The 22195-nt window shown below is 67.9% G+C and carries 27 protein-coding genes; 16 read left to right on the top strand and 11 right to left on the bottom strand.

Features of this window, described 5'->3' with window-relative positions; all coding sequences use genetic code 11:
* Positions 1-44: 44 nt before the first annotated feature.
* Genes L1087_RS05730 through rpmB form a run of 3 tightly spaced genes read right to left on the bottom strand, consistent with a single transcriptional unit; the run spans position 45 to position 2191 of the window.
* Positions 45-1142 carry an AI-2E family transporter gene (locus L1087_RS05730; protein WP_234558026.1) on the bottom strand — a complete coding sequence of 366 codons (1098 nt, stop codon included), beginning with the start codon at positions 1140-1142 and terminating at the stop codon, positions 45-47.
* 4 nt (positions 1143-1146) lie between these two features.
* Positions 1147-1842: a M23 family metallopeptidase gene (locus tag L1087_RS05725; protein ID WP_234558024.1), complete on the bottom strand. Its 696-nt coding sequence runs from the start codon at positions 1840-1842 to the stop codon at positions 1147-1149.
* A gap of 52 nt (positions 1843-1894) precedes the next feature.
* On the bottom strand, positions 1895-2191 hold the full coding sequence (gene rpmB / locus L1087_RS05720; RefSeq protein ID WP_015718306.1) for a 50S ribosomal protein L28: 297 nt from the start codon (positions 2189-2191) through the stop codon (positions 1895-1897).
* 73 nt (positions 2192-2264) lie between these two features.
* Between rpmB and lspA the strand changes: the two genes are divergently transcribed.
* From lspA to L1087_RS05705, 3 genes are read left to right on the top strand one after another with little or no spacing between them, the layout of a single operon-like run.
* Complete coding sequence (gene lspA / locus L1087_RS05715) at positions 2265-2714, top strand: signal peptidase II (protein WP_135260636.1); 450 nt, start codon at positions 2265-2267, stop codon at positions 2712-2714.
* Between the two features lie 27 nt (positions 2715-2741).
* On the top strand, positions 2742-3023 hold the full coding sequence (locus L1087_RS05710) for a DUF4258 domain-containing protein (protein ID WP_234558022.1): 282 nt from the start codon (positions 2742-2744) through the stop codon (positions 3021-3023).
* Positions 3020-3247, top strand: coding sequence for a DUF2283 domain-containing protein (locus L1087_RS05705; RefSeq protein ID WP_038041010.1), 228 nt, complete (start codon positions 3020-3022; stop codon positions 3245-3247). Before L1087_RS05710 ends, L1087_RS05705 begins: the two co-directional genes overlap by 4 nt.
* An 18-nt stretch (positions 3248-3265) precedes the next feature.
* Here L1087_RS05705 and aspC read toward each other — a convergent pair whose 3' ends face one another.
* Complete coding sequence (gene aspC, locus L1087_RS05700) at positions 3266-4429, bottom strand: aspartate/prephenate aminotransferase (RefSeq protein ID WP_234558020.1); 1164 nt, start codon at positions 4427-4429, stop codon at positions 3266-3268.
* Positions 4430-4571: 142 nt separating this feature from the next.
* Here aspC and L1087_RS05695 point away from each other — a divergent pair, with 142 nt between their 5' ends.
* A complete protein-coding gene (locus L1087_RS05695; protein ID WP_234558018.1) occupies positions 4572-4889 on the top strand; it encodes a nucleotidyltransferase family protein in 318 nt (105 codons plus the stop codon).
* A complete protein-coding gene (locus L1087_RS05690) occupies positions 4867-5259 on the top strand; it encodes a nucleotidyltransferase substrate binding protein (protein WP_051913578.1) in 393 nt (130 codons plus the stop codon). The genes L1087_RS05695 and L1087_RS05690 overlap by 23 nt, the downstream gene beginning before the upstream one ends.
* Positions 5260-5412: 153 nt before the next feature.
* On the opposite strand, the gene L1087_RS05685 is transcribed toward L1087_RS05690, so the two are convergent.
* Positions 5413-6333, bottom strand: a complete 921-nt coding sequence (locus L1087_RS05685; RefSeq protein ID WP_234558016.1) for a diacylglycerol/lipid kinase family protein — start codon at positions 6331-6333, stop codon at positions 5413-5415.
* Positions 6334-6350: 17 nt separating this feature from the next.
* On the opposite strand from L1087_RS05685, the gene L1087_RS05680 reads away from it, so the two are divergent.
* Positions 6351-7007, top strand: a complete 657-nt coding sequence (locus L1087_RS05680) for a histidine phosphatase family protein (RefSeq protein ID WP_234558014.1) — start codon at positions 6351-6353, stop codon at positions 7005-7007.
* A 4-nt stretch (positions 7008-7011) separates the two neighbouring features.
* The gene (locus L1087_RS05675) at positions 7012-7866 is read left to right on the top strand and encodes a GNAT family N-acetyltransferase (protein WP_234558012.1); all 855 of its coding nucleotides are present in this window, start codon (positions 7012-7014) and stop codon (positions 7864-7866) included.
* Here the strand turns inward: L1087_RS05675 and L1087_RS05670 are convergent.
* Entirely contained in the window at positions 7836-8717 is an 882-nt protein-coding gene (locus L1087_RS05670; RefSeq protein WP_234558090.1) for a histone deacetylase family protein, read from the bottom strand. The genes L1087_RS05675 and L1087_RS05670 overlap by 31 nt on opposite strands.
* Positions 8718-8745: 28 nt before the next feature.
* Here L1087_RS05670 and L1087_RS05665 point away from each other — a divergent pair, with 28 nt between their 5' ends.
* Complete coding sequence (locus tag L1087_RS05665) at positions 8746-9375, top strand: metallophosphoesterase (protein WP_234558011.1); 630 nt, start codon at positions 8746-8748, stop codon at positions 9373-9375.
* Here the strand turns inward: L1087_RS05665 and L1087_RS05660 are convergent.
* Both L1087_RS05660 and L1087_RS05655 read right to left on the bottom strand, forming a co-directional pair.
* Positions 9365-9811: a tRNA (cytidine(34)-2'-O)-methyltransferase gene (locus L1087_RS05660; RefSeq protein WP_234558010.1), complete on the bottom strand. Its 447-nt coding sequence runs from the start codon at positions 9809-9811 to the stop codon at positions 9365-9367. The genes L1087_RS05665 and L1087_RS05660 overlap by 11 nt on opposite strands.
* A gap of 3 nt (positions 9812-9814) precedes the next feature.
* Positions 9815-11353, bottom strand: coding sequence for an ATP-binding protein (locus tag L1087_RS05655; protein ID WP_234558009.1), 1539 nt, complete (start codon positions 11351-11353; stop codon positions 9815-9817).
* Between the two features lie 225 nt (positions 11354-11578).
* On the opposite strand from L1087_RS05655, the gene L1087_RS05650 reads away from it, so the two are divergent.
* The 7 genes from L1087_RS05650 (at position 11579) to rlmN (ending at position 16727) form a co-directional block, all read left to right on the top strand.
* The gene (locus tag L1087_RS05650; protein WP_407702040.1) at positions 11579-12892 is read left to right on the top strand and encodes an ammonium transporter; all 1314 of its coding nucleotides are present in this window, start codon (positions 11579-11581) and stop codon (positions 12890-12892) included.
* Positions 12889-13239 (top strand): P-II family nitrogen regulator, encoded by a 351-nt coding sequence (locus L1087_RS05645; protein WP_135259216.1) that lies wholly within the window; start codon positions 12889-12891, stop codon positions 13237-13239. The genes L1087_RS05650 and L1087_RS05645 overlap by 4 nt, the downstream gene beginning before the upstream one ends.
* 4 nt (positions 13240-13243) lie before the next feature.
* On the top strand, positions 13244-14146 hold the full coding sequence (locus L1087_RS05640) for an HrcA family transcriptional regulator (RefSeq protein ID WP_234558007.1): 903 nt from the start codon (positions 13244-13246) through the stop codon (positions 14144-14146).
* The gene (locus tag L1087_RS05635) at positions 14136-14807 is read left to right on the top strand and encodes a molybdenum cofactor biosynthesis protein (protein WP_038041019.1); all 672 of its coding nucleotides are present in this window, start codon (positions 14136-14138) and stop codon (positions 14805-14807) included. Before L1087_RS05640 ends, L1087_RS05635 begins: the two co-directional genes overlap by 11 nt.
* 1 nt (position 14808) lies before the next feature.
* Positions 14809-15033 (top strand): hypothetical protein, encoded by a 225-nt coding sequence (locus tag L1087_RS05630; protein WP_038041020.1) that lies wholly within the window; start codon positions 14809-14811, stop codon positions 15031-15033.
* 108 nt (positions 15034-15141) lie between these two features.
* Complete coding sequence (locus L1087_RS05625) at positions 15142-15681, top strand: Uma2 family endonuclease (protein ID WP_234558006.1); 540 nt, start codon at positions 15142-15144, stop codon at positions 15679-15681.
* Positions 15678-16727 carry a 23S rRNA (adenine(2503)-C(2))-methyltransferase RlmN gene (gene rlmN / locus L1087_RS05620; RefSeq protein ID WP_234558005.1) on the top strand — a complete coding sequence of 350 codons (1050 nt, stop codon included), beginning with the start codon at positions 15678-15680 and terminating at the stop codon, positions 16725-16727. The genes L1087_RS05625 and rlmN overlap by 4 nt, the downstream gene beginning before the upstream one ends.
* On the opposite strand, the gene L1087_RS05615 is transcribed toward rlmN, so the two are convergent.
* Positions 16696-17859, bottom strand: a complete 1164-nt coding sequence (locus L1087_RS05615; protein ID WP_234558003.1) for an acyl-CoA dehydrogenase family protein — start codon at positions 17857-17859, stop codon at positions 16696-16698. The genes rlmN and L1087_RS05615 overlap by 32 nt on opposite strands.
* A 94-nt stretch (positions 17860-17953) precedes the next feature.
* Between L1087_RS05615 and L1087_RS05610 the strand changes: the two genes are divergently transcribed.
* A complete protein-coding gene (locus L1087_RS05610; RefSeq protein WP_234558002.1) occupies positions 17954-18676 on the top strand; it encodes a Clp1/GlmU family protein in 723 nt (240 codons plus the stop codon).
* Here the strand turns inward: L1087_RS05610 and leuS are convergent.
* Complete coding sequence (gene leuS / locus L1087_RS05605) at positions 18654-21290, bottom strand: leucine--tRNA ligase (protein ID WP_234558089.1); 2637 nt, start codon at positions 21288-21290, stop codon at positions 18654-18656. The genes L1087_RS05610 and leuS overlap by 23 nt on opposite strands.
* Before the next feature lie 118 nt (positions 21291-21408).
* Complete coding sequence (locus tag L1087_RS05600) at positions 21409-22194, bottom strand: YhjD/YihY/BrkB family envelope integrity protein (RefSeq protein ID WP_038041025.1); 786 nt, start codon at positions 22192-22194, stop codon at positions 21409-21411.
* Position 22195: the final 1 nt, after the last annotated feature.

The following is a 22195-nucleotide window of genomic DNA, read 5'->3' as shown; positions in this document are numbered from 1 at the left end:
AGCGCAACCCTTCCAAACCGGAACCGCTTTCCCTGTAGGGACGGTTAACCTTCCCGGTAAAAACGGCTTGCCTTATAGTAGTCTTCCAGGAGCACCTTCAAGAAGGCGGCGGCGGGCACCCCCAAAAGGGCTCCCCAGAGGCCAAAGAGGGTAGCCCCCAGAAGGATGGCGGCGATGGCCGTCACGGGGTGGAGGCGCGTGGCCCGGCCCACGATGAGGGGGCCCAGGAGGTTGCCCTCGATCTGGTTGGCCAGCCAGAGGACCAAAAGGGCCAGGAGCACCTTGACCCAGCCCCCAGTGGCCGCCAAAAGGAGGGCGGGCACCCCGGAGACGATGACCCCCACGAAGGGGATGAGGTTGAAGACCCCGGCCAGGAAGCCTAGGCTGGCGGCCAGGGGCACCCCAACGAGCCAAAGCCCTACCCCCACCAAGAGGCCCACCAGGAAGGCCACCAAGAGCTGGCCCCGCACGAAGCCGCCCACGCTGCGGTCCAGCTTGTGGGCCAGCTCAGCCACCAGGGGCTGGTAGGGCTCGGGGAAGACCAGGAGGGCCGCCCGGCCCAGGCGGGGAAGGTCGTAGAGGAAGTAGATGGAAAGCGCCAGGGCGGTGAGGAGCTGAAAGACCCCGCCCAGGAGGGAGGTCAAGAAGCCCAGGAGGTTTCCCCCTTGGGCGAGGAGGCCCTGGAGCCAGCGAACGAGGGTTTCCAAGAAGCCCTGGAGAAGGCCCTGCAAGCCGCGGCTGGCTTCGGCCAGGATGGGCTTGAGGGCCTCGGGCACGGGCACCGCCCGCGCGCGGTCGGGCAAGGAGAGAAGCCAGGAGAAGAGGGGCTCCAGCAGGCGGGGAAGCTCCTGCGCCAAGCGGGTTAGCTCCAGAACCGTCTGGGCGGCCAGGAAGGAGGCCAGGCCCAAGAAGAGCCCGAGGAGGAGGTAGACCAAGACCACCCCCAAGGCGCGGGGAAGCCTTCGCCCTTCAAAGAAGCGCACCACGGGGTGGGCCAGGTAGGCGAAGGTAAAGGCGGTGAGGAGGACCGAGAGGGCAGGCCAGGTCCGGGCCAGGAAGCGGTAGAGGAGGAAAAAGAGGAGAAGGTAAACGAGGACCCGCACGTAGGGGTTCTCCCACACCCGGGCGAAGGCCTCGCGCATGGGGCTATTCTAAGCCGAAGAAGACCTTGGCCTGGCGGAGGAGCTCTTCCTGGGCCAACCCCTGGAAGAGGAACGGGCTTCGGTCGGGCTCCCCCTCCCAGACCTCAAAGAGGAGCCTGGGGGCGCCCCCGTTGAGGCCGGTGTTGCCCACGTAGCCGATGGGGTCGCCGCGGAAGACCCGCTTCCCCACCCTCAGGCCCGGGTAGGGGGCCTGGAGGTGGGCGTAGACGGTGATGCGCCCGTCCGGGTGGCGGAGCCAGACCTCGAGGCCCCGCAGGAGGTCCATCTGCTCTGGGAAGGCCCCTTCCCGCACCGCCTCCAGCAGCTTCTGGTACTCCTCTGGGGAGGGTTCTTTGTGGTCCAGGTCCACCCGCACCACCTCCCCGGCCTGGGCGGCCACCACCCCCATCCCCCGCACCACGGGCACGCAGGCATCCCCTTGGATGAACACGAAGCCTGCGCTCACCCCCTTGCGGTAGGGGCGGGGGGCACCCGGGAGGTTTTCGGGCCTAGTGGGCAGGCAGGCCCCGGGTAGGGGAAGAACATACCCCTCGGGCGCCAGGGCCGCCCTCTGGCTTAGAACCCCCATCTCCTGGCGTAGGCCGGCAAGCTGCCTTCCCCTTAGGGAAAACCCCAGGGTAACCACCAGGCTGTAGAGGGCCAGGGCCAGAAGGAGGTAATGCCCCGGCTTCCAGACCATGAACCCATGCTACAAAAATCCCCCTTTGGGGACTTTCCCAGGGGGGAAGGCCTTAGAGTAGCTTCAAGAGTCTTTCCTTAATCTCCTTGGCGGAAAGGCCCTCCAGTTTAAGCCCCTTGGCCCGGTCCAGAAGCTCGTAAACCTTGGGAATGTGGCTCGCCGCCACCCGGAAGGTGATCTCCTGGCCCGCCACCTGGACGCGGATCTTCTGCAAGTTAGGGTACTGCCGACGCTTGGAAATGCCGGTGGTCTTCTTACCCACGCCCCCTTCCCGCTTGGCCTTACCCCGCCTTTGGATGCTATTGGCCACGATGGGCCTCTTTCCGCTGATCTCGCACACCTTGGACATACGACCCTCCCGTGCCCGAAGGCAAACCCTATGGAGTATAGCACAAAGGAGAGCTTTCAGTAGACTTTAGGGGATGCCCACGATCCTGGTGCCCCTCCTCATGGCCTTTGACCAGATCCTTAAGCTCTGGGCCCTGGAAAACCTCTCCCCGGTGCCGAGGCCCTTCCTGGGAGACCTCCTCTACCTCACCCTGGTCAAAAACACGGGGGCAGGCTTCGGCCTCCTCGAGGGCCAGGCCTTCCTCCTAGGATGGTTGAGCCTTTTGGTGGGGAGCTTCCTCCTCTATCTCCTGGCAACGCGGCGCTACCCCTTTTGGCAGACCCTCGCCCTTTCCCTCATCGCGGTGGGCGCCTTGGGCAACGGCATCGACCGCCTGGGAAGGGGCTGGGTGGTGGACTACCTGGACCTGGGAACCTCCATCCCCCTCATCGCCAACTTCCCCGTCTTCAACCTGGCGGACGTGTGCGTGACGGTGGGGGCCGCCCTGCTCCTCCTGGCCCCCAGAAGGCGGCGCCGCTTTTAAAGGTCTGCCCGCAGAATGATTTTTGCTATGGGAAAGCCCATCCGCTTCACCCATCACGCCCGCCTGCGCCTGGCCCGGGGCACCTCTTTGGAGGAGGTGATCCGCGCCATCCAGGAAGCTCCTTGGAGGCCAGCCGCCCGGGGGCGATGGGAGTGTCTTCTGGAGGTTCCCTTCCATGGGGAATGGAACGGGAAACGCTACACTGGTAAGCAGGTGCGCCCCGTGTTCGTGGAGGAAGAAGGTGCTGTGGTGGTGATCACCGTTTACGTTTACTTCCTACCCCGGGGCGGCCTGAAGGAGGAGGGATGAGGATCAGCTACGATCCTGAAGCGGATGCGCTGTACATCGCCTTTGGGGAGGGAACCGCCCAGGTGGAAGAAGTGGCAGAAGGGGTTGCCCTGGACTGGGATGCCCAAGGAAAGCTTTTGGGCATCGAGATCCTGGACGCAAGCCAGCGGCTATCAGACCCGGGGGCGCTGAGGCGCCTACTCCTGGAGGCCCTCCCCACTTGGGAGAAGGCGCCTGCGGGCTGAAGGCTCCAGGAAGGCTGTTCAGGCGCTCGGCACCCCCAGGGCCCGGGCGAAGCGCTCCAGGGCTTTTTGCAGGTTCTCCTCGCCGGTGGCGTAGGAGAGGCGCACGTGCCCGAAGGCGGCGAAGTCCGTGCCCGGGACCACCGCCACCCCGGCCTCCAGAAGCCTCTCGGCGGCCCGCACCTCGTCCGGGGCGAAGGGGGAGGTGTCCAGGAGGACGTAAAAGGCCCCGCTGGGGCGCACGGCCTTCAGGCCCAGCCGGCCCAGGCCCGCAAGGAGCAGGTCCCGCCGCCTCCGGTAGGCTTCCCGGGCCATTTGGATAAAGGCCTGGCTGGCCTCCAGATTGGTGAGGGCCTCGAGGGTGGCCCACTGGGCGATGGTGTCGGGGCTGGTGGTGGACTGGCTGGACACGTCGGCCATGGCCCGGATGACCTCCTTGGGGCCACAGGCGTAGCCGATGCGCCAGCCGGTCATGGCGAAGGCCTTGGCCGCCCCGTTTACGGTGAGGGTGTGCTCGGGAGCGATCCGCCCCGGGGAGAAGTGCTCCCCCTCGTAGATGAGGTGCTCGTAGATCTCGTCGGAAACCAGGTAGAAGTCGTGCTCTTGGGCTAGGCGGGCCAGGGCCTCGAGGACCTCCCGGGGGTAGACCGCCCCCGTGGGGTTGTTGGGGGAGTTCACCACCAGGGCCTTGGTGCGCCCGGTAATGGCCCGCCGCACCGCCTCCGGGTCGGGGACGAAGCCCTCTTCGGGACGGGTGGCCACCTCCACCGGAACCCCCCCGGCGAAGCGCACCATCTCGGGGTAGCTCACCCAATAGGGGGCCAGCACGATGACCTCGTCGCCCGGGTCCAGGATGGCCTGGAAGAGGTTGAAAAGGGCCTGCTTCCCGCCCACGGTGACGATGGTCTGGTCCGGGGTGACCTCGAGGCCGTTCTCCCTTCGGAACTTCTCCGCCAGGGCCTCGCGGAGCTCGGGGATGCCCGCGGGAGGCGCATACTTGGTCTTCCCCTGGGCCAGGGCTCGCCGGGCCGCTTCCTTCACGTGCTCGGGGGTGTCAAAGTCGGGCTCCCCGGCGGTGAGGGCCACCAGGTCCACGCCCTGGCGCCTGAGCTCTAGGGCGCGGGCGTTCACCGCCACCGTGGCCGAGGGCTTCATGGCCTTGACCCTTTGCGAGAGGCCGCGCATGGCATAAGTATACGGGAAGGCGGGGGACTCTGACGTTCTACGGCTCGCGCCACGGCGGTGGCCCCAAAGGGGCCATGGGCAGGCCGCTTGGGCTTTGGCCAATGGGGCAACCTTTGCGTGCGGGTGCTTAGTATAGGAAGTAATGAGCCTCCCCCTTTCGCAAAAAGAGGTTTTGGAGGAGGTGGCCGAGCGGGTGGCGCGCCACCTTCAGGGCAGGCGCTACCGCCTCTGGCTCTTCGGCTCCCGGGCCAGGGGGCAGGCCAGCCCCCGCTCCGACTACGATCTGGCCCTGTGGGCCGACCCGCCCCTGGACCTGGCCACCCTGGCCCGCTTGCGGGAGGAGTTGGAGGGCTTGCCCCTCATGCAAAGGGTGGACCTGGTAGAGCTCTCCTGGGCCCCAGGGCTCAAGGAGGCGGTGGAACGGGAAGGGGTGCTCCTTGGAGAAGGAAACCCATCTTAGAGAACGCACCGCCCTATTCCGACGGGCGGTGGAGCGGCTAGGGGATGCCCTGGCGCGCCCCAAGGATGAGTTCATCCGGGACTCGGCCATACAGCGCTTTGAGTTCACCTTTGAGCTCGCTTGGAAGGTGCTCAAGCTCTACCTGGAACGGGAGGGCCTCGAGGCCCGCTCCCCCAGGGCCGCCATCCGCGGAGCCTTCCAGGTGGGCCTCCTCCCGGAAGACCCGGGCTGGCTGGAAATGCTGGAACTCCGGAACCTCACCAGCCACACCTACGACGAGGCTTTAGCGGAAAGGATCTACGCTGCCTTACCCCAGGCGCTTGCCCGGTTCCAGGACCTCTTAAAGCGCTTGGAAGAAGCCCGCCCCTAAGCCGGGGAGAAACCCTCTCCTTCCCCCGCTTTTTCCACACGAAAGCGGCCTCCTAACCCTTGCTGCCAAACCCTTGCCTCCTTTCCCCCAGCAGGGGCCTTGGGTACCTCTTCACCGGGGCCCCCACAGGGGCAAAGTCCACGTGGGGTGGCCTCAGCCCGCCCCTACAGGAGCCAAGAGGGGCTCCTGCCCCCGGGCCGCCGCCCTTCCCCCCACCACCCGCAGGCCCAAGGGCCGCACCTCCGCTTGGTAGAGGGCGCTTTCCGGCAGGAGCTCCCCGTCCGCATGGGCGGGCACGGGCTGCGCAAAGGCCACCTCCACCCTCTGCCCCGCATAGGCCGCCACCTGGGGGTGGGAGAGGTGCCTGCCCAAAAGCAGGCGGGGCAGGATAAAGACCACCCCAAGCCGGGTGAAGCTTCGGGCCAGGACCACGGAGAGGAGGCCGTCCCTGGGGTCGGCCATGGGGGCGATGGGAATGCCCCCGCCGTAGGCCGGGCCGTTCATGGCGGCCAGGAGGAGCAAGGGGCCCCGGTGGACCTCCACCCCGTCCACCATGACCCGTCCCTCGGGCAGGCGGAGGTCCTTGAGCACCCCGAAGAGGGCGTAAAGGTAGCGGGGCATGCCCCGGAGGAAAGAGGGAGCGGTGAGGGCCTTCTTGGCCACCAGGGCGTCAAAGCCGATGCCCAAGGAGGCCCCAAAGGGCTCTCCGTTGACCTGGCCGAGATCTATGGCCTCCTCAGGGCCGAAGAGGGCCAGCTCTAAAGCCTCCCGCCAGGGAAGCCCCTTCAGGCCCAGCATGCGGGCAAAGTCGTTGCCGCTGCCGATGGGCACTACCCCAAGCACCTTTTCCGTGCCCGCCAGGCCCCTCAACACCTCGTGCACCGTGCCATCTCCTCCCACGGCCACCACCCTGGCCCCTTCGGGGGCATTCCGGGAAAGCTCGGTGGCGTGGCCCGGCCCCTCGGTGAGGAAGGCCCTGGCCCCCCGCTCCCGCGCCGCTTTGAGGATGGCCCCGGAGAGCCTCCCCACCTTGCCCCGGCCCGCCGCCGGGTTTACGATGACCCACCTTTCCACCCCCGTATTCTAGGGCCATGGGTCTCCTCAGCCACTTCCTCAAGGGGCCCCACCCCAAAACCACCCTGCTCCTCACCCGGGCCGGGCCGGTGAAAAACCCCGAACACGTCCTTTACAGCCATCCGGGCCTTCCCCTTTCGGAACAGGGCAAGCAGGCCCTCCGCTCCCTGGCCGGGCTGGCCCGGCGCTACCCCGTGGTCCGGGTCTACTCCGCCGACAGCCTGGCGGAAGCCGAGGCGGCAGAGCTCCTGGCGGAGGCCTTGGGGGTGCCCTTTACCCTCCTCCCCGAGCTGCGGGAGCGGGCCTGGGGGGAATGGGAAGGCTTGAGCTTCGCCGAGGTCCGGGAGCACTACCCTGAGGCGGTGGCGGCCTGGCTTCAGGACGAGGCGGGCTTTGCCCCCCCTGGGGGGGAAAGCGTGCGGGCGGCCTGGGAGCGGGGCAGGAGGGCAATAGAGGCGCTGCTGGCCCAGCACCGGGGCCAGGCCCTTCTCCTGGTGGGGAACTGCACCCTCAACCGGGCGGCCCTTTCCCTGGCCCTGCCCCTTCCCCCGGAGGAGGGCCTAAGGCTGGAGCAGGACTACGCCCGGCTTTCCGTGGTGGAGTTCTACGGGGAGGAGGGGGTGGTGAAGGCCTTGAACCTGGACCCTTGTCCCGGAGTGGGGGGAGTAAACTAGGAGCATGATCCGGCCCGTGGCCCGCCAGGACCTTCCTGGGCTCCTAAAGCTCCTCCGCTGGATGGACGAAAGCCCCCAAAGGGGGGTGCTCGCCCCTGAGGCCCGGGACCTCGAGGGCCTGGCCGAGGAGCTGGAAGACGGCCTGGTCCTCTTGCGGGATGGGGAGGTGGCGGGGTACGTGGGCCTTTACGCCTTTTGGGATGGAGCGGCCCTCGAGGGGCCCCTGGCCTACCGGGAGGAGGACCTTCCCCCCCTTCTTCAGGCCGCAGAAAAGCGGGCCAATGAGCTTCACCTGGACCGGCTTTACGCCTTCCCCCGGGAGGAAAACCACACCCTGCGAAAGGTGCTGGAGGAGGCCGACTTCGGCCTTTTGCACCTCACCTACTTCTTCGTGAAAAACCCGGAGGGCCTGGACTACCCACCCCCTGAGGGCGTGGTCATACGAAGGGGCTTCCCCGGCCCCGGGGTCTACCGGGAGCTTTACCGGGAGAGCGAGGAGGGCTGGGCCTTGCGCCTCAAGTGGACGGACGAGGAGCTTTGGGAACATTTCCAGGATCCCCATGTCCACCTCCTGGTGGCCTACCGGGGGGACGAACCCGTGGGTATGGCCGAGGTGGAACTGGAGGATAAGGAGGCCAGCGTGGCCTATATCGGCGTGGTGCCCAAGGCCCGGGGCCAGGGCATCGGGCGGGCCCTCTTGGCGGAAGCGGCGAGGCTGGCCACGAAGAAGGGTGCTACCCTCCTCAGGGTCCGGGCCCACGACCACGAGACCGGGGCCCTGGAGCTTTACCGCAACCTGGGCTTCAGCCTCGAGGAGGCCGTGACTACCTACGCCAAGGAGCTTAGGGCCAGGCGGTAGGTCCCTGCATGGGCCTCCACCGTAAGCCTGGGGTCGCGGTTGTACCCCCCGCCCATGACCACCACCAAGGGCACCCCGAGGGCCTTCACGAAGCGGAAGACCCTCTCGTCCCTGCGCCTGACCCCCTCCAGGCTTAGGGCCAGGCGGCCGAAGCGGTCGCCCTTAAGGACGTCCACCCCAGCGTTGTAGAAGACGAACTCCGGCCGAAAATCCCAAGCCCGCTCCAAGGCCCCCTCCAGGGCCAGGAGGTAGGCCTCGTCCCCGGTGCCGTCCGGCAGGCCCACGTCCAGGTCGCTCCGCTCCTTCTTCAGGGGGTAGTTGCGCTCCCCGTGGAGAGAGAGGGTATAGACCGAAGGGTCATTCTGGAAGAACACCGCGGTGCCGTTCCCCTGGTGGGCGTCCAGGTCCAACACCAAGACCCGGCCCCTGAAGCCCTCCCGCCTGAGCCAGGCCACGGCCACGGCCACGTCGTTGAAGAGGCTGTACCCCTCGGCCCGATTGGGGAAGGCGTGGTGGGTGCCCCCGGAGAGGTTGAGGCCTAGACCCCCCTCCAGGGCGTCCAGGGCCGCGGCCAGGGTGCCCCCGGCGGCGTGGAGGGCCCGCCTTAGGAGGCTTGGGCTGAAGGGAAGGCCCAGGCGCAAGGACTCCTCCCGGGAAAGCCCCTCGGTGAAAAGCCTTTCCAAGTACGCCGCCTCGTGGGCCAGGTAGAGGGCCTCCCGGGGCACCTCGGGAGCCGGAAGGATGGGAAGGAGGCCCCTAAGGGCCTCCGCCACCCCCCGGTACTTGTAGAGGGGAAAGGGGTGGCCCTCGGGGAGGGGGAAGGCCAGGTGGGCGGTGGCGTAAGCCCGCACGCCTTCCATCCTGCCCCATTGGGGCAGAATGGAGTGGAGCTTGCGCCTCCTTGTCCTCGCCGACCAGGCCCACCCCCACGTCCACTCCCCCCGCTTCCCGGAGAACCTGGGCCCCTTCGACCTGGTCCTGGGGGCGGGGGACCTCCCGGGGGAGTACCTGGAGTACGTGGCCAGCAAGGTGACGGTGCCCGTCCTCTACGTGCCCGGGAACCACGGGGAGGAGTGGGTGGGGGAGGGGCCAAAGAGGCAGCGGCCGGGGGGAGCGGTGAACCTCCACGGCAGGCTCTTCCCCTACCGGGGCCTCCTCCTCTACGGGGTGGGGGGGGTGCCCCGCTACCGGGAGGGGGAGGGGCAGCTCTCCGAGGGGGAGCTGCTGGCCCTGGCCCTGAAGCCCCTCTTCCTCCTGCCCCGCAGGCTCCTCCGGGGGCACGGGGTGGACGTCCTCCTCACCCACGCCCCGCCCCCAGGGCCCACCGCCGGGGAGGGCTTCCCCCACCGGGGAAGCCCCGCCTTCCTCCTCTTCCACCGCCTCCTCCGCCCCCGGCTCCACGTGCACGGCCACACCCCCCTCCTCGGGGCCCCCTCCTTCCGCCGCCACCGCACCCCTTTGGGGGTGGAGGTGGTCCACGTCCAGGGTTACGCCCTCCTCAGCCTCTGAGCTGGCGGTAGGCCTCGTAGGCCGCCACCCCCACCGCCACCGCCAGGTTCAGGGAACGCACCGGCCCCGGCATGGGGATCCTCACCCCGGGAAAGCGGGCGAGGACCTCCGGGGGAAGCCCCCGGGTCTCGGGGCCGAAGAGGAGGTAGTCCCCCTCCTGGAAGCGCGCCTCGTAGAGGCTTTGCTCGGCCCGGGCACTGAAGGCCCACACCCTGGCTTCTGGTGGAAGCGCTCCTAAAAAGGCCTCCCAGGTATCGTGCACCCTGAGGTCCACGTGGGGCCAGTAGTCCAACCCCGCCCTTAAAAGCCGCTTATCCCCCAGGCGGAAGCCCAAGGGACGGATGAGGTGCAAGGGGAAGCCCAAAGCGGCGGCGGTGCGGGCAACGTTCCCAGTGTTCTGCGGGATCTCCGGCTGGAAAAGGACCAGGTGCACCACCGCCTACCCCTTCCTGCGGTAGCGGGTGGCCGCCCCCCGGCCCACCCGCTCCACCCGGCCCTCCCGGATGAGGCGGTTCAGAAGGGCCAAGGCCTCCCGCGGGGAAAGGCCCAAAGGGGCTTCCAGCTCCCGGCGGGGGCGGGGCCTGTCCAAGAGGGCAAGAAGCCTTTCCGCCAAGGGGTCCTTCCGGGCCAGGTGGTACCTCCCCCCCTCCCGGCGCAGGAGGCCCATGCGCTCCATGCGGACGAGGACCCGCCTGGCGGCCTCCTCGGGAAGCTGGAGGGCCCGGGCCAACTCCTCGAGGGTGGCCTCCCCCACCCGGCGCAGGTGCCCCACGGCGATGAGGTGGTCCAGGCTGAAGCCCCCAAACCGCTCCTGGGCCTCGGCCAGCTCCCGCACGAAGGCCTCGTCCAGCTCGGGGTTGTAGAGGACCAGGGTGAGGGCCTCGGGGAAGAGGCGGTACTCCGGGGGCTCCTTGCCGTACTTGAGGAGGAGGCGGTACATCTTGTCCACCCCGCTTCCCGCCCGCTCCACATAACCCAGCCGGTAGAGGGCCTCGGCCAGGCGGGGGTTGCGCCTTTTCGGGGGGTGGCGGAGGACGTTCTCCGGGGTGATGCCTGGGGGAAAGCCCCCGGGGTTGGAAACCTCCAGGCGGTCGGGGTAGTGGTGCACCTGGATGGCGTCCTGGCTCTGCCAGTCCCGGTGGACCAGGGCGTTGAGGAGGGCCTCCCGGTAGACCTCCTGGTCAAAGTCCCAGACCTCGAGGCGGAAAAGCCCCACCGTGAGGTAGCGCACCCGGTTTCTGGCCTGGATGAGGTCGCGTAGCCTCTCCAGAAGGGCGGGGATGGGCCTGAGGATGTCCTCCCGGAAGGCATACCCCTCCTCGGCCTCGTGGAAGTAGTAGCTCACCTCCGCCTGGGGAAGAAGCCGCCTCAGGGCCAAGGGGGTACCCGCCAGCAAAAGCCCCGCCACCGTGGGCCTCTCCTCCCCTTCCACCCGCTCCAAAAGCCCCAGGGCAAAGAGGAGCTCCAGGTCAGGAAGGGCGGCAAGGTTGCTTCCCCGCTCCTCCAAGATGCGCCTCAGGCGCAACACCTCCACCGGGTCCAGGTCGGAAAGGCTGGCCGCGGGCAGGACCTGGGCGGTGAAGTCGGGCTCGGGGAGGGCCTGGCCCAGCTTGAGCTCCGTGAGCCGCTTGCCGTCCCAAAAAGGCACCCGCCCCGCCCCCACGGCGATGGCCGAGGGGCTTTGGGGCACATGGAGGACCAGCACCCTCCCCTCCGGCCCCTCCACCCCCTCCACGTAGGGCAGGAGGAGGCCCTGGGTGAGCTGGAAGAGGGCGTGGGTGATCTGCAGGGGGTGGATCTCCGAGGCCCCCAGCACCCTGCCCTCGGGACTCACCCCCAGGAAGAGGGTGCCCCCCTTGTGGTTGGCCAGGCCCGCGGCGTGGCGGGCCAGCTCCTCCGGAGAGAGGTCCTGGGGCAGGAAAAGGGTGCGCTCGTCCTGGCCTGCGCGAAGGCGGGCTTGGAGTTCCTCCCACGTCACGGGTTCCAGTTTACGGAGCCGAGGGGGCAATCCTGATGACGGAGTGTTCCACTACTTGCTGACATATGCTTATTTACCCAGGCACAATATGCACCTTTTGGCCACTTTAGGCGTTATTTGTTCTGGTAGTATTTGCCCATTGACACCCTTTTACTTGACACTTGACAGCAGCGGTGCTACGCTACGCCCAAGGGGGTGGCCATGAGGGCACACAAAACCCTGTGGATGCTGACGGCAATCGGGCTTTCGGGAGCGGCCTTAGCGGAGGGGGTGGACGGGGCGGCCACGGCCTGGATGCTGGTCTCCACGGCCCTGGTCCTCCTCATGACCCCGGCTTTGGCCTTCTTCTACGGCGGGCTGGTGCGGAGCAAGAACGCCTTGAACACCATGATGATGAGCTTCGCCGCCCTGGGCTTCGTGGGGGTGGGCTGGGCCCTTTTGGGCTACAGCCTGGCCTTCGGTGAGGGAGGCCTCTGGCTGGGGGGCTTGGGGCATGCCCTGCTGAAGGGGGTGGGCCTCGAGGCCAAGGGGGAGATCCCCCACCTCCTCTTCATGGCCTTCCAGGGCACCTTCGCCATCATCACCGCGGCCCTCCTCACGGGAGGCATGGTGGAGAGGATGCGCTTTCCCGCCCTTCTCCTCTTCCTCACCCTGTGGGGCGTCCTGGTCTACGCTCCCCTGGCCCACTGGGTCTGGGGCGGGGGCTTCTTGGGCGCTTTGGGCGCCCTGGACTTCGCCGGGGGCACGGTGGTGCACATCAACGCCGGGGTAGCGGCCCTGGTGGGGGCTTTGGTCCTTGGGGCCCGGAAGGACTACGGCCGCCAGGCCCTCTTGCCCCACCACGTCCCCTTTACCCTCCTGGGGGCGGCCCTCCTCTGGTTCGGCTGGTTCGGCTTCAACGGGGGTAGCGCCTTGGCCTCGGGGGAGCTGGCCGCCTTGGCCTTCGTCAACACCATGCTGGCCCCCGCCGCCACCCTGGTGGCCTGGGCCCTTCTAGACCTCCTGCGCACGGGCAAGGTCACGGCGGTGGGCCTGGCCACGGCCATCGTGGTGGGCCTGGTGGCCATCACCCCGGCGGCGGGGTTCGTCTCCCCTCTGTCCGCTCTGGTGCTGGGGGCGGTGAGCGCCTTCCCCAGCTACTTCTTCCTCCTCTGGCGGCCCAAGACCAAGCTGGACGACAGCCTGGATGTCTTCGGGGCCCACGGGATCGCCGGCATCACCGGGGCCCTCCTCACCGGCTTCCTGGCGGAAAAGGCCTGGAACGGGGTGGCGGACGGGCTCCTTTTTGGCAACGCCGCACAGCTTGGTGTCCAGGCCTTGGCGGTGGCGGCCGCTGTGGCCTACTCCGCCTTGGGCACCTTCTTCCTCCTTAAGCTAGTGGGCCTCTTCACGCCCCTGCGGGCCAGCCCCAAGGAGGAGGGGCTGGGCCTGGACGTGACCCAGCACGGGGAGGAGGCCTACGCCGCGGGCGAGGGGGCGGTGCTGGTCCTTTCGGAAAGCGCTCCCCCCGCCCTCAAGCCCATGGGAGGTAAGGCATGAAGCTCATCGTGGCCATCGTCCGCCCGGAGAAGGTGAACGAGGTCCTGGAGGCCCTCTTCCGGGCTGAGGTGCGGGGGCTCACCCTGAGCCGGGTCCAGGGCCACGGGGGGGAGCAGGAGGCGGTGCAGACCTACCGGGGCACCACGGTGAAGATGGAGCTCCACGAGAAGGTGCGCCTGGAGATCGGGGTGTCCGAGCCCTTCGTGCGGCCCACGGTGGAGGCCATCCTGAAAGCCGCCCGCACCGGGGAGGTGGGGGACGGGAAGGTCTTCGTCCTGCCGGTGGAGAAGGTCTACCGCATCCGCACCGGGGAGGAGGACGAGGCCGCCGTGACCCCGGTACAATAGGGGTGTGACGGGGAGGCAGCGGGCCATCCTCCACCTTCTGGTGGAGGAGTACATCAGGACCCAAGCGCCGGTTCCCTCGGCGAGGCTCGCCGAGGGGCTCGGCCTTTCCCCTGCCCTCTGCCGCTACGAGCTCATCGCCCTCGAGGAGATGGGCTACCTGCAGAAGCCCCACGCCTCCGCCGGACGGGTGCCCACCCGCCAGGGCTTCCGCCAGTACTCCCTTTCCCTCCTCCCCCCAAAACCCCTTCCCGAGGCTACCCGGGAGCGGCTCCAGCGGGCCCTGGAGGGGGCCAGGGAACCTGAGGCCTTCTTGGTGAAGATGGCGGTGGGGCTTTCCGGCTACCCCGCCCTCCTGCGCCTCAGGCCCCGGCGGTCCCCCAGGGTGCTCCAGGTACACCTCTCCCCCCTCGAGGGGGGCACCCTGGCGGTCTTCGTCCTGGAAGGGGGGCGGGTAAAGGAGGCCAGGCTGCCCCTGACCCTACCTGCAGAGCGGCTTAGGCAGGCGGAGGAGGCCCTCTCCGGCCCCTTCCTCGCCCTCCCCGAGGCCCCAAGGGGCCTGGAGGAGCTCTTCGCCCACCTCTCCCGGGCCCTTTCCGCCGGGCTTTCCCTCACCTACCGGGAGGGGCTCTCGGAAGCCCTGAAGGAGCCCGAGGCCAAAGACCGGGGCTTCCTGGAGCGCCTGGTGGGCCTGTACGAGGGCGAGGGGGAGGAGGTCCTCACGCCCCCCGGCCGGGTGGACGTGCGGGTGGGGGAGGTGGAGGGCCTCTCCCAGGTGCAGGCGGGCTTCGCCAAGGGGGAGTGGCTGGGGGAGCTGGTCCTACTGGGCCCCATGCGCATGCGCTACCTCGAGGCCCTCTCCGTGGCCTTGAGCCTTAGCCAGGTCTATACTGGTCAGCATGCGGGTTGAGGTGAGGCTCTTCGCCCTCTACCGGGAGCAGGCCGGCACCGACCGGCTTTTCCTGGAGCTCCCCGAAGACGCCCGGGTGCGCCACGCCAAGGAGGTCCTGGAAGCGCGCTTTCCCAGCCTTAGGCTAGAAGGGGGCATGGCGGCGGTGAACCAGGCCCTGGCCCAAAGCGACACCCCCTTAAAGGAAGGGGACGAGGTGGCCTTTCTGCCCCCGGTCTCGGGGGGGCAGGACTCCTACGGCCTCACGGAAAACCCCCTGGACCTGAAGGCCCTGGTGGACTGGGCCACCGCCCCCGAGTACGGGGCGGTGGTGAGCTTTTTGGGCACCACCCGTAGCCCCAACCGGGGGGAGGAGGTGGCCTTTTTGGAGTACGAGGCCTACCCCGGTATGGCGGAAAAGGTCATGGCGGAGATCATCGGAGAGATGCGCTCCCGCTGGCCCCTAGGCCGCATCGCCCTCTGGCACCGCCTGGGCCGGGTGGACCCCGGCGAGGCCTCCATCGCCATCGTGGTCTCCGCCCGGCACCGCAAGGAGGCCTTCGCCGCCTGCGAGTACGCCATCGACCGGGTGAAGCAGATCCTCCCCGTGTGGAAAAAGGAGCACCGCCCGGACGGGAGCTTCTGGGTGGAGGGGTTCGCCCCGGAAGGGCACCGCCTCTGACGTGGCCTCCTTCTCCCTCATCGCAGGTCTTCTTCTCCTGGTCCTTTGGGCCCTGCCCCTTCTTCTCGGCTTCCTCTCGGGCCGGGCCTACCGGCATGGGCGCACCAGGGTGGGCCTGGGCCTTCTCCTCTTTGGGGGCTTCCTGGGGCTCCTGGCCCGGCCCAGGCCCTTGGGGCTTCTCCTCCTCCTCCTGGGCCTGGGCCTAGGGTACGGGCGCCTGCGCTAAGGCCACCCCACGCGGACTGCGTCCGCGTGGGGGCCCAGGCCAGGGGCATGGCGCTGGGAACCAAGCGGAAGTGCGGTGGGAAGCCCCTGGAGGGGCTATAATGGAGCGATGACCGAGCAGGCCCTGCGCCCCCTAACGGAGGAGGAGTACCTGGCCCTGGAGAGGGAAAGCCCCCTGCGCCACGAGCTGGTGGGGGGCATTCCCTACGCCATGGCTGGGGCCAGCCTGGACCACAACCTCCTGGTGACCAACCTGGTGGCCCTCCTCAAGCCCCTGGCCCGGGCCAAGGGGTGCCGGGTCTACAGCGAAACCGTGAAGCTCAGGCTCGCGGAGGACACCTTCTACTACCCGGATGTCATGGTGGTCTGCGGCCCCAAGGCCCATCCCCTCTATGAGACCGCTCCCTGTTTGGTGGTGGAGGTGCTCTCCCTGAGCACCGAGGCCCAGGACCGGCGGGAGAAGCTGGCCCGCTACCTGCACCTGCCGAGCCTCGAGGGCTACCTCCTCCTGGAAAGCGAGGGGCGGGGCGGCACCCTGTACCGCAGGACGGCGGAGGGCTTCGTGGAAGAACCCCTGGAGGAAAGCTTCGCCCTGCCCTGCCTGGGGGGAAGGCTTAGCCTCGCGGACCTCTACGAGGGCGTGGCATGAGGCCCATCTTGGAACTCCCACCCGAAGAACTCCCCGGCGAGGGCTACCGCAGGGCGCAGATCGCCCACTGGCTCTACGCCCGTGGGGCCCTGGACTTTGCGGAGATGACCGACCTGCCCAAGGGCATGAGGGAAGCCCTGAGCAAGGAATGGCGCATCTCCGAGTTCGCCCTGGTGGAGGCCTACCCCAGCCGCGACGGCAGCGTCAAGTACCTCTTCACCCTCCTGGACGGCAAGAAGACCGAGGCGGTCTACATGCCCTACCCTAACCGCAAGACCGTCTGCCTCTCCAGCATGGTGGGCTGCCCCGCCGGGTGCACCTTCTGCGCCACCGGGGCCTTGGGCTTCGGCCGCAACCTCACCGCGGCGGAGATCCTCGCCCAGATCCTGGCCATCGCCCACCACCAGGGCATCTCCCCCAGGGAGATCCGCAACGTGGTCTTGATGGGCATGGGGGAGCCCCTTTTGAACCTGGGTAACGTGCTTAAGGCCATCCGCACCATGCTCCATCCCAAGGGCCTGGCCATGAGCCCCAGGCGCATCACCCTCTCCACGGTGGGCATCCCCAAGGGGATCTACCGGTTGGCGGAAGAGGATCTGGGGGTGCGCCTGGCCCTTTCCCTCCACGCCCCCGACGACGAGACCCGCAGGAAGATCATCCCCACCGCCCAGCGCTACCCCGTGGCGGAGATCCTGGAGGCGGTGCGCCACTACTACGCAAAGACCAAGCGGCGGGTCACCTTTGAGTACACCCTCCTCAAAGGCCTGAACGACCATCCCTGGCAGGCCAGGCTTTTGGCCAAGCTCCTCAAGGGCCTAAGCGCCCACGTGAACCTCATCCCCTTCAACCCCTGGGAAGGCGCCCCGGTGGCGGGCACCCCCAAGGCGGGCATCCTGGCCTTTGCCGAGGAGCTGAAGCGCCTGGGGGTGCCCACCTCCATCCGCTGGAGCCGAGGGCGGGACGTGGGGGCGGCCTGCGGCCAGCTGGCCCTCAAGACCCCCACCCCCCTCACCTTCACACCGCTTCTAGAAGACGCCGGGCGATGATGAGCTTCAAAATCTCGCTCGTCCCCTCCCCGATGCGGGTGAGGCGGGCGTCCCGCCAGTAGCGCTCCACCGGGTAGTCCTTGATGTAGCCGTACCCCCCCAGGACCTGGATGGCCTCGTCGCAGGCCCTCACCGCCGCCTCGCTGGCGAAGAGCTTGGCCTGGGCGGCCTCGAGGGTGTGGGGCCTGCCCGCGTCCTTGAGCTCCGCCGCCTTGAGGTAGAGGAGCCTCGCCGCCTCCAACTCCGTGGCCGCCTCCGCCAGCTTGAAGGAAACCCCCTGGTACTCGGCGATGGGCCTGCCAAAGGCCTCCCGCTCCTTGGCGTAGCGCAGGGCGAAGTCCAAGGCCGCCCGTCCCAGGCCCACGGCCATGGCGGCGATGCCGATCCGGCCCCCATCCAGCACCCGCAATACGTCGTAAAAGCCCTTACCCCGCTCCCCCAGAAGGCCCTCCTCGGGCACGAAGAGGTCCTCGAGGAGGAGCTGGGCGGTGTCGGAGGCATTTAGGCCCAGCTTCTCCTCCTTGCGGCCCACCCTCAGCCCCCGCTCGGGGCGGAAGAAGGCGAAGGCGGAGAGGCCCAGGTGCTTCTTCTCCGGGCTTGGGGCAGGGTCGGTGCGGGCCACGATCACGTAGACCCCGGCCACGCTCCCCTGGGTGATGAACTGCTTGGTGCCATTGAGCACATATCCCCCGGACACCGGCTCGGCCCGGGTTTTAAGGGCGGCGGCGTCCGAGCCCGACCCCGGCTCCGTGAGCCCCCAGGCCCCCAAAACCTCCCCCGAGGCCAGCTTGGGCAGGAAGGCCTCCTTCTGCCTTTCGTTCCCCGCCAGGAGGATGTGCCCCGTGGCCAAGGAATTGTGGCTGGCTACGGTGAGGGCCAGGGCGCCGTCATAATAGGCCACCTCCTCCACCATGCGGGCGAAAATCCGGCTCGTAAGCCCCGCCCCCCCGTAGGCCTCGGGCACCGTGGCCCCAAAGACGCCGAACTGGGCCAACTTCCGCACCAGGTCCCAGGGGAAGGCCCCGGTGCGGTCCCTTTCCGCCGCCCCTGGGGCCACCTCCGCCTTGAGAAACTCGCGGAAGGGCCCCAAGACCGCCCGCTCCTCGCTGCTTTCCTCAAACCAGAGCCCCATGGTGGGCACATTATAACACTTTCTTGCGATACGGCAAAAATACGTTATTCAACAGACCCCCGAAATCCCGGGGCATGGGGTAGTTTCAAGGGGGATGCTCCTCCTGGCCGGCCCTACGGATACCGGCAAGTCCACCCTGGCCCTAAGGCTTCTGGAGAAGGCCGGGGAGGCCTACCTCTTGGACCTGGACCCGGGGCAGGGGGCCCTGCCTGGGGCCTTCACCCTCTTCCACTACCGGGAAGGCACCCTCACCCCCCTACGCCGCTACCTTCTGGGAGCCCTGTCCCCGAGAGGGATGGAGGCGCAAGCGGTGGTGGGGGCCTTGCGCCTAGCCCGTCTCATCCCCAAAGGAAGCCCCGCCATGGCCGACACGGATGGCTACCTGGACCCCGGGTTCCGACTCTTACAGATCGAAGCCCTGGTACCCGCCGAGGTCCTGATCCTGGGGTGGGAGGAACTTTACCAAGCCCTTTCCTGGCGCAAGGACCTAAGGGCACGCCTGGCCCCGCCCCTTCAGGGGGTCCGCAGGAAAACCCCAGCCGAGAGGCGGAAAAACCGCCTGGAAAGGCTTTTTGCCCACTTCCAGGAAGCCAGGCCCCGACCCCTTCCCCTCGGTCGCGTGCCCGCGTACCTTATGGAACCCCCCGAACCCCACCGGCTTTATGGGCTCCTGGACGAGGAAGGGTTCCTCCTGGGCTACGGACGGCTTCTGGCCTGGGCAGGAGACGAAGGGCTCTTCCTCACCCCCGTGGAGGAGGAGGTGGCCAGGGTGGTACCCACCCGGCTTCTTTTCCCTATCCCCGCACTACCAGGTTAAGGATCTTGCCGGGGACATAGATTTCCCTCACGATGGCCTTGCCCTCCACATGGGCCTGGACGTTTCTCACCCTGAGGGCCTCGGCCCTGGCCACCTCCAGGGGGGCGTCCTTGGGAATCCGGATGGTTCCCCGCACCCTCCCGTTCACCTGCACCGCCACCTCCACCACGTCCCGCTCCAAAGCCTTCTCGTCCAGCTCGGGCCAGCCCGCTTCAAAAAGGCTATCCGGCCAGAACCAGTGCCATAGCTCCTCGGCGATGTGGGGAGCGAAGGGGAAGAGCATCTGCAGGTAGTAGCGGATGGCGGTGCGGTACACCGGGGTCACCGGGCGCTCCTTGCGGTAGTCGTAGAGGGCGTTCAGGAACTCCATGAGGGCGGCGATGGCGGTGTTGAAGCGCAAGTGCTCCAGGTCCTCCGTCACCTTCTTCAAGGTGGCGTGGAGCTTCCGGTAAAGCTCCCGGTCCGCCCCCTCCAGGGCCTCCGCCTGGAACTTCCCGCTGGTGGCCAGGAGGGCCTCCTTGTCCTCGGCCACCCGGCGCCAGATGCGGTTCAGGAAGCGCCAGGCCCCCTGCACCCCCTCCTCCGTCCAGACCATCTCGTTCTCCGGGGGTGCGGCGAAGAGGATGGTGATGCGGGCGATATCCGCCCCCTCCTCCTTCACGAAGGGGCCCACCATCACCCCGTTGCCCTTGGACTTGCTCATCACCGCGGGCTTCCAGAAGTGAAGGGTGCCGTCCTCGTGGGGCCTGAGCTCCGCCCCCATCTTCCGCACCTCCTCCAGGGAAAGCTCCCTCTCGGGGATCTCCAGCCGGATGCGGGTGGGCTCGGGGAGGCGCACCCTCTCCCCTTCCACCTCCACGGGGCCGAAGTCCGTCCAGGCCAGGACCATGCCCTGGGTGAAGAGGCCCGTAAAAGGCTCCTCCACCTTCACCATCCCCAGGTCGTGGAGGAACTTGGTGAAGAAGCGGCTGTAGAGGAGGTGCAAGACGGCGTGCTCCACCCCGCCGATGTACTGGTCCACCGGCATCCAGAAGTTGGCCTTCTCGGGGTCAAAGGGAAGCTGCTCGTTTTTGGGATCGGCGTAGCGCAGGTAGTACCAGCTGGAGTCAAAGAAGGTGTCCATGGTGTCGGTGTCCCGCCGGGCGGGGCCGCCGCACCTGGGGCAGGTGGTCTCGTAGAACTCGGGGTGGGCCTCCAGGGGGCTTTTCCCCTTGGGGCGGATGTCCTCCACGTCCTTGAGGTCGGGGAGGAGGACGGGAAGCTCCTCCTCGGGCACGGGCACCACCCCGCAAGTTTCGCAGTGGACCATGGGGATGGGGGTGCCCCAGTAGCGCTGGCGGCTAATCAGCCAGTCCCGGAGGCGGTAGGTGACCCTGGCCTTCCCCAAACCCTTCTCCTCCAGCCAGGCGATGACCTTCTTCTTGCCTTCCTCGCTTTCCGTGCCGTCAAAGGGCCCGGAGTTCACCATGATGCCAGGCTCCTCGTAGGCGGCCTCGAGGGGCTCGGGCAGGGGCTTACCCGGGCGCTCGATCACCTTGCGGATGGGCAGGCCGAACTTTTTGGCGAACTCAAAGTCCCTCCCGTCGTGCCCAGGCACGGCCATGATGGCCCCGGTGCCGTAGCCGTAAAGCACGTAATCCGCGGTCCAGATGGGGATCCGCTCCCCGGTGGCGGGGTTTATGGCGTAGGCCCCCAGAAAAACCCCCGTTTTCTCCCGCCCTTCCGCCTGGCGCTCGATCTCCGTCTTGCGCTTAGCAGCCTCCACGTAGGCCTCCACCTCGGCCCGCCTCTCCGGGGAAGCCAGCTTGAGGGTCAAGGGGTGCTCCGGGGCCAGGACCAGGAAGGTGGCCCCGAAAAGGGTGTCGGGCCGGGTGGTGAAGACGGTGATCCTTTCCTCGGAGCCCTCCACGGGGAAGTGGATCTCCGCCCCCTCGGAGCGGCCGATCCAGGCCCTTTGCATGGCCTTCACCTTCTCCGGCCAATCCAGGCCCTCGAGGTCCTCCAGGAGCCTATCGGCATAAGCGGTGATGCGCAGGTACCATTGCTCCAGCTCCCGCTTCTCCACCGGGGTGTCCTCGTGGCGCCAGCAACGGCCCTCCACCACCTGCTCGTTGGCCAAAACGGTCTGGCACTTGGGGCACCAGTTCACCAAGCCCCCCGCCCGGTAGGCCAGGCCCTTTTCCCACATTTTTATGAAAATCCACTGGTTCCAGCGGTAGTAGTCGGGCTCGCAGGTGGTCACCTCCCGGTCCCAGTCGTAGAGGATGCCCATGAGCTCGAGGCTCTCCTTGGCCTGGCGGATGTTTTGGTAGGTCCAGTCCCGGGGGTGGAGGCCGAACTTAAGGGCGGCGTTCTCCGCGGGCAGGCCGAAGGCGTCCCAGCCCATGGGGTGGAGGACCTCATAGCCCTGCACCCGGCGGAAGCGGGCCAGGACGTCCCCCATGGTGTAGTTCTTCAGGTGGCCCATGTGCAGGTCCCCAGAGGGGTAGGGGAACATGACCAGCACGTACTGCTTGCCCCGCTTCCCGGGCGCCTCCTTGGCCTTCATGAAGCCCTTTTCCTTCCAGAAGCGCTGCCACTTGGGCTCTATGGCGTGGGGGTTGTACTTCTCCATCTCCTCCTCCCTCAAAAAAACCCTTCCCCAAGGGGAAGGGAAGGCCAGGCCCCTTCCCGCCCTAGGGGGTTAGCCTGGCCCGGCGCATAGGACCATCATACTCCCCCGCCAAAATCCCTTAGGCCTCTTCCAGCGCCCGGGCGAGGAGGGCCCCCAGGAGGAAGACCCAGAGGACCAGGTAAAGCCCGATGAGGGCCAGGACGAAGCCCGCCAAGGGGCCGTAGAGGAGCTCGTACTGGGAGCGGGGGAGGAGCCGGGGAAGGCCCAGCCGCACCGCCTCGAAGAGGAGGGTGGCGGCCCCTGCCCCCACGCTCAAAGGGAGAAGCTCGCGGAAGCCCCTAAGCCCCCGGAAGAAGGCGTAGGTGAAGAGGAAGAGGGAGAAGGCGGCCACCAGGGGAAAAAGGGCCTGGAAAGGCCCCCAAACCCCCCGCCACTCCGGGGGCAGGAAGCGGAGGAGGAAGCCCACGGCCAGGCCGAAGAGGGCGAGGAGGATGAGGCCCAGGCCCAGCAAGAAGGGCATGACCAGGCCCAAAAGCCGGTGGCGAAGCCCCGGGGGGCTGCCGAAGATAAGCCCCAGGGCGTAGCTCAGGGCGGCAAAGAAGTTGCTCCCCGACCAGAGCAGGAGAAGCCCGCTGGCCAGGGTCAGGGGGAAGGCGCTCCGGGTGAGGAAACCCAGAAGGTCTTGGGCCAGCTCGGGCCTGGCAGGAAAAAGGCTTTGCGCCAAGGTCGCCACCCCCTCCAGGAACTCCGCCCGCAAGGAGGGGCTTCCCGAGAGGAGGAGGCCGAAGACCCCCACCAGGAGGAAGAGGAGGGGCATGAGGGAAAGGAGGGCGTAGTAGGCCAGGGCGGCGGCGAAGAAGGGGACGTGAGCCTCTTGGTAGAGGGCGAGGAGCCTTCGCAGCACC

It is taken from the genome of Thermus tengchongensis, assembly GCF_021462405.1.
GTDB lineage: Bacteria > Deinococcota > Deinococci > Deinococcales > Thermaceae > Thermus > Thermus tengchongensis.
The sequence above is the reverse complement of the archived record's forward strand: the minus strand, read 5'-3'. Positions and strand labels throughout refer to the sequence as shown.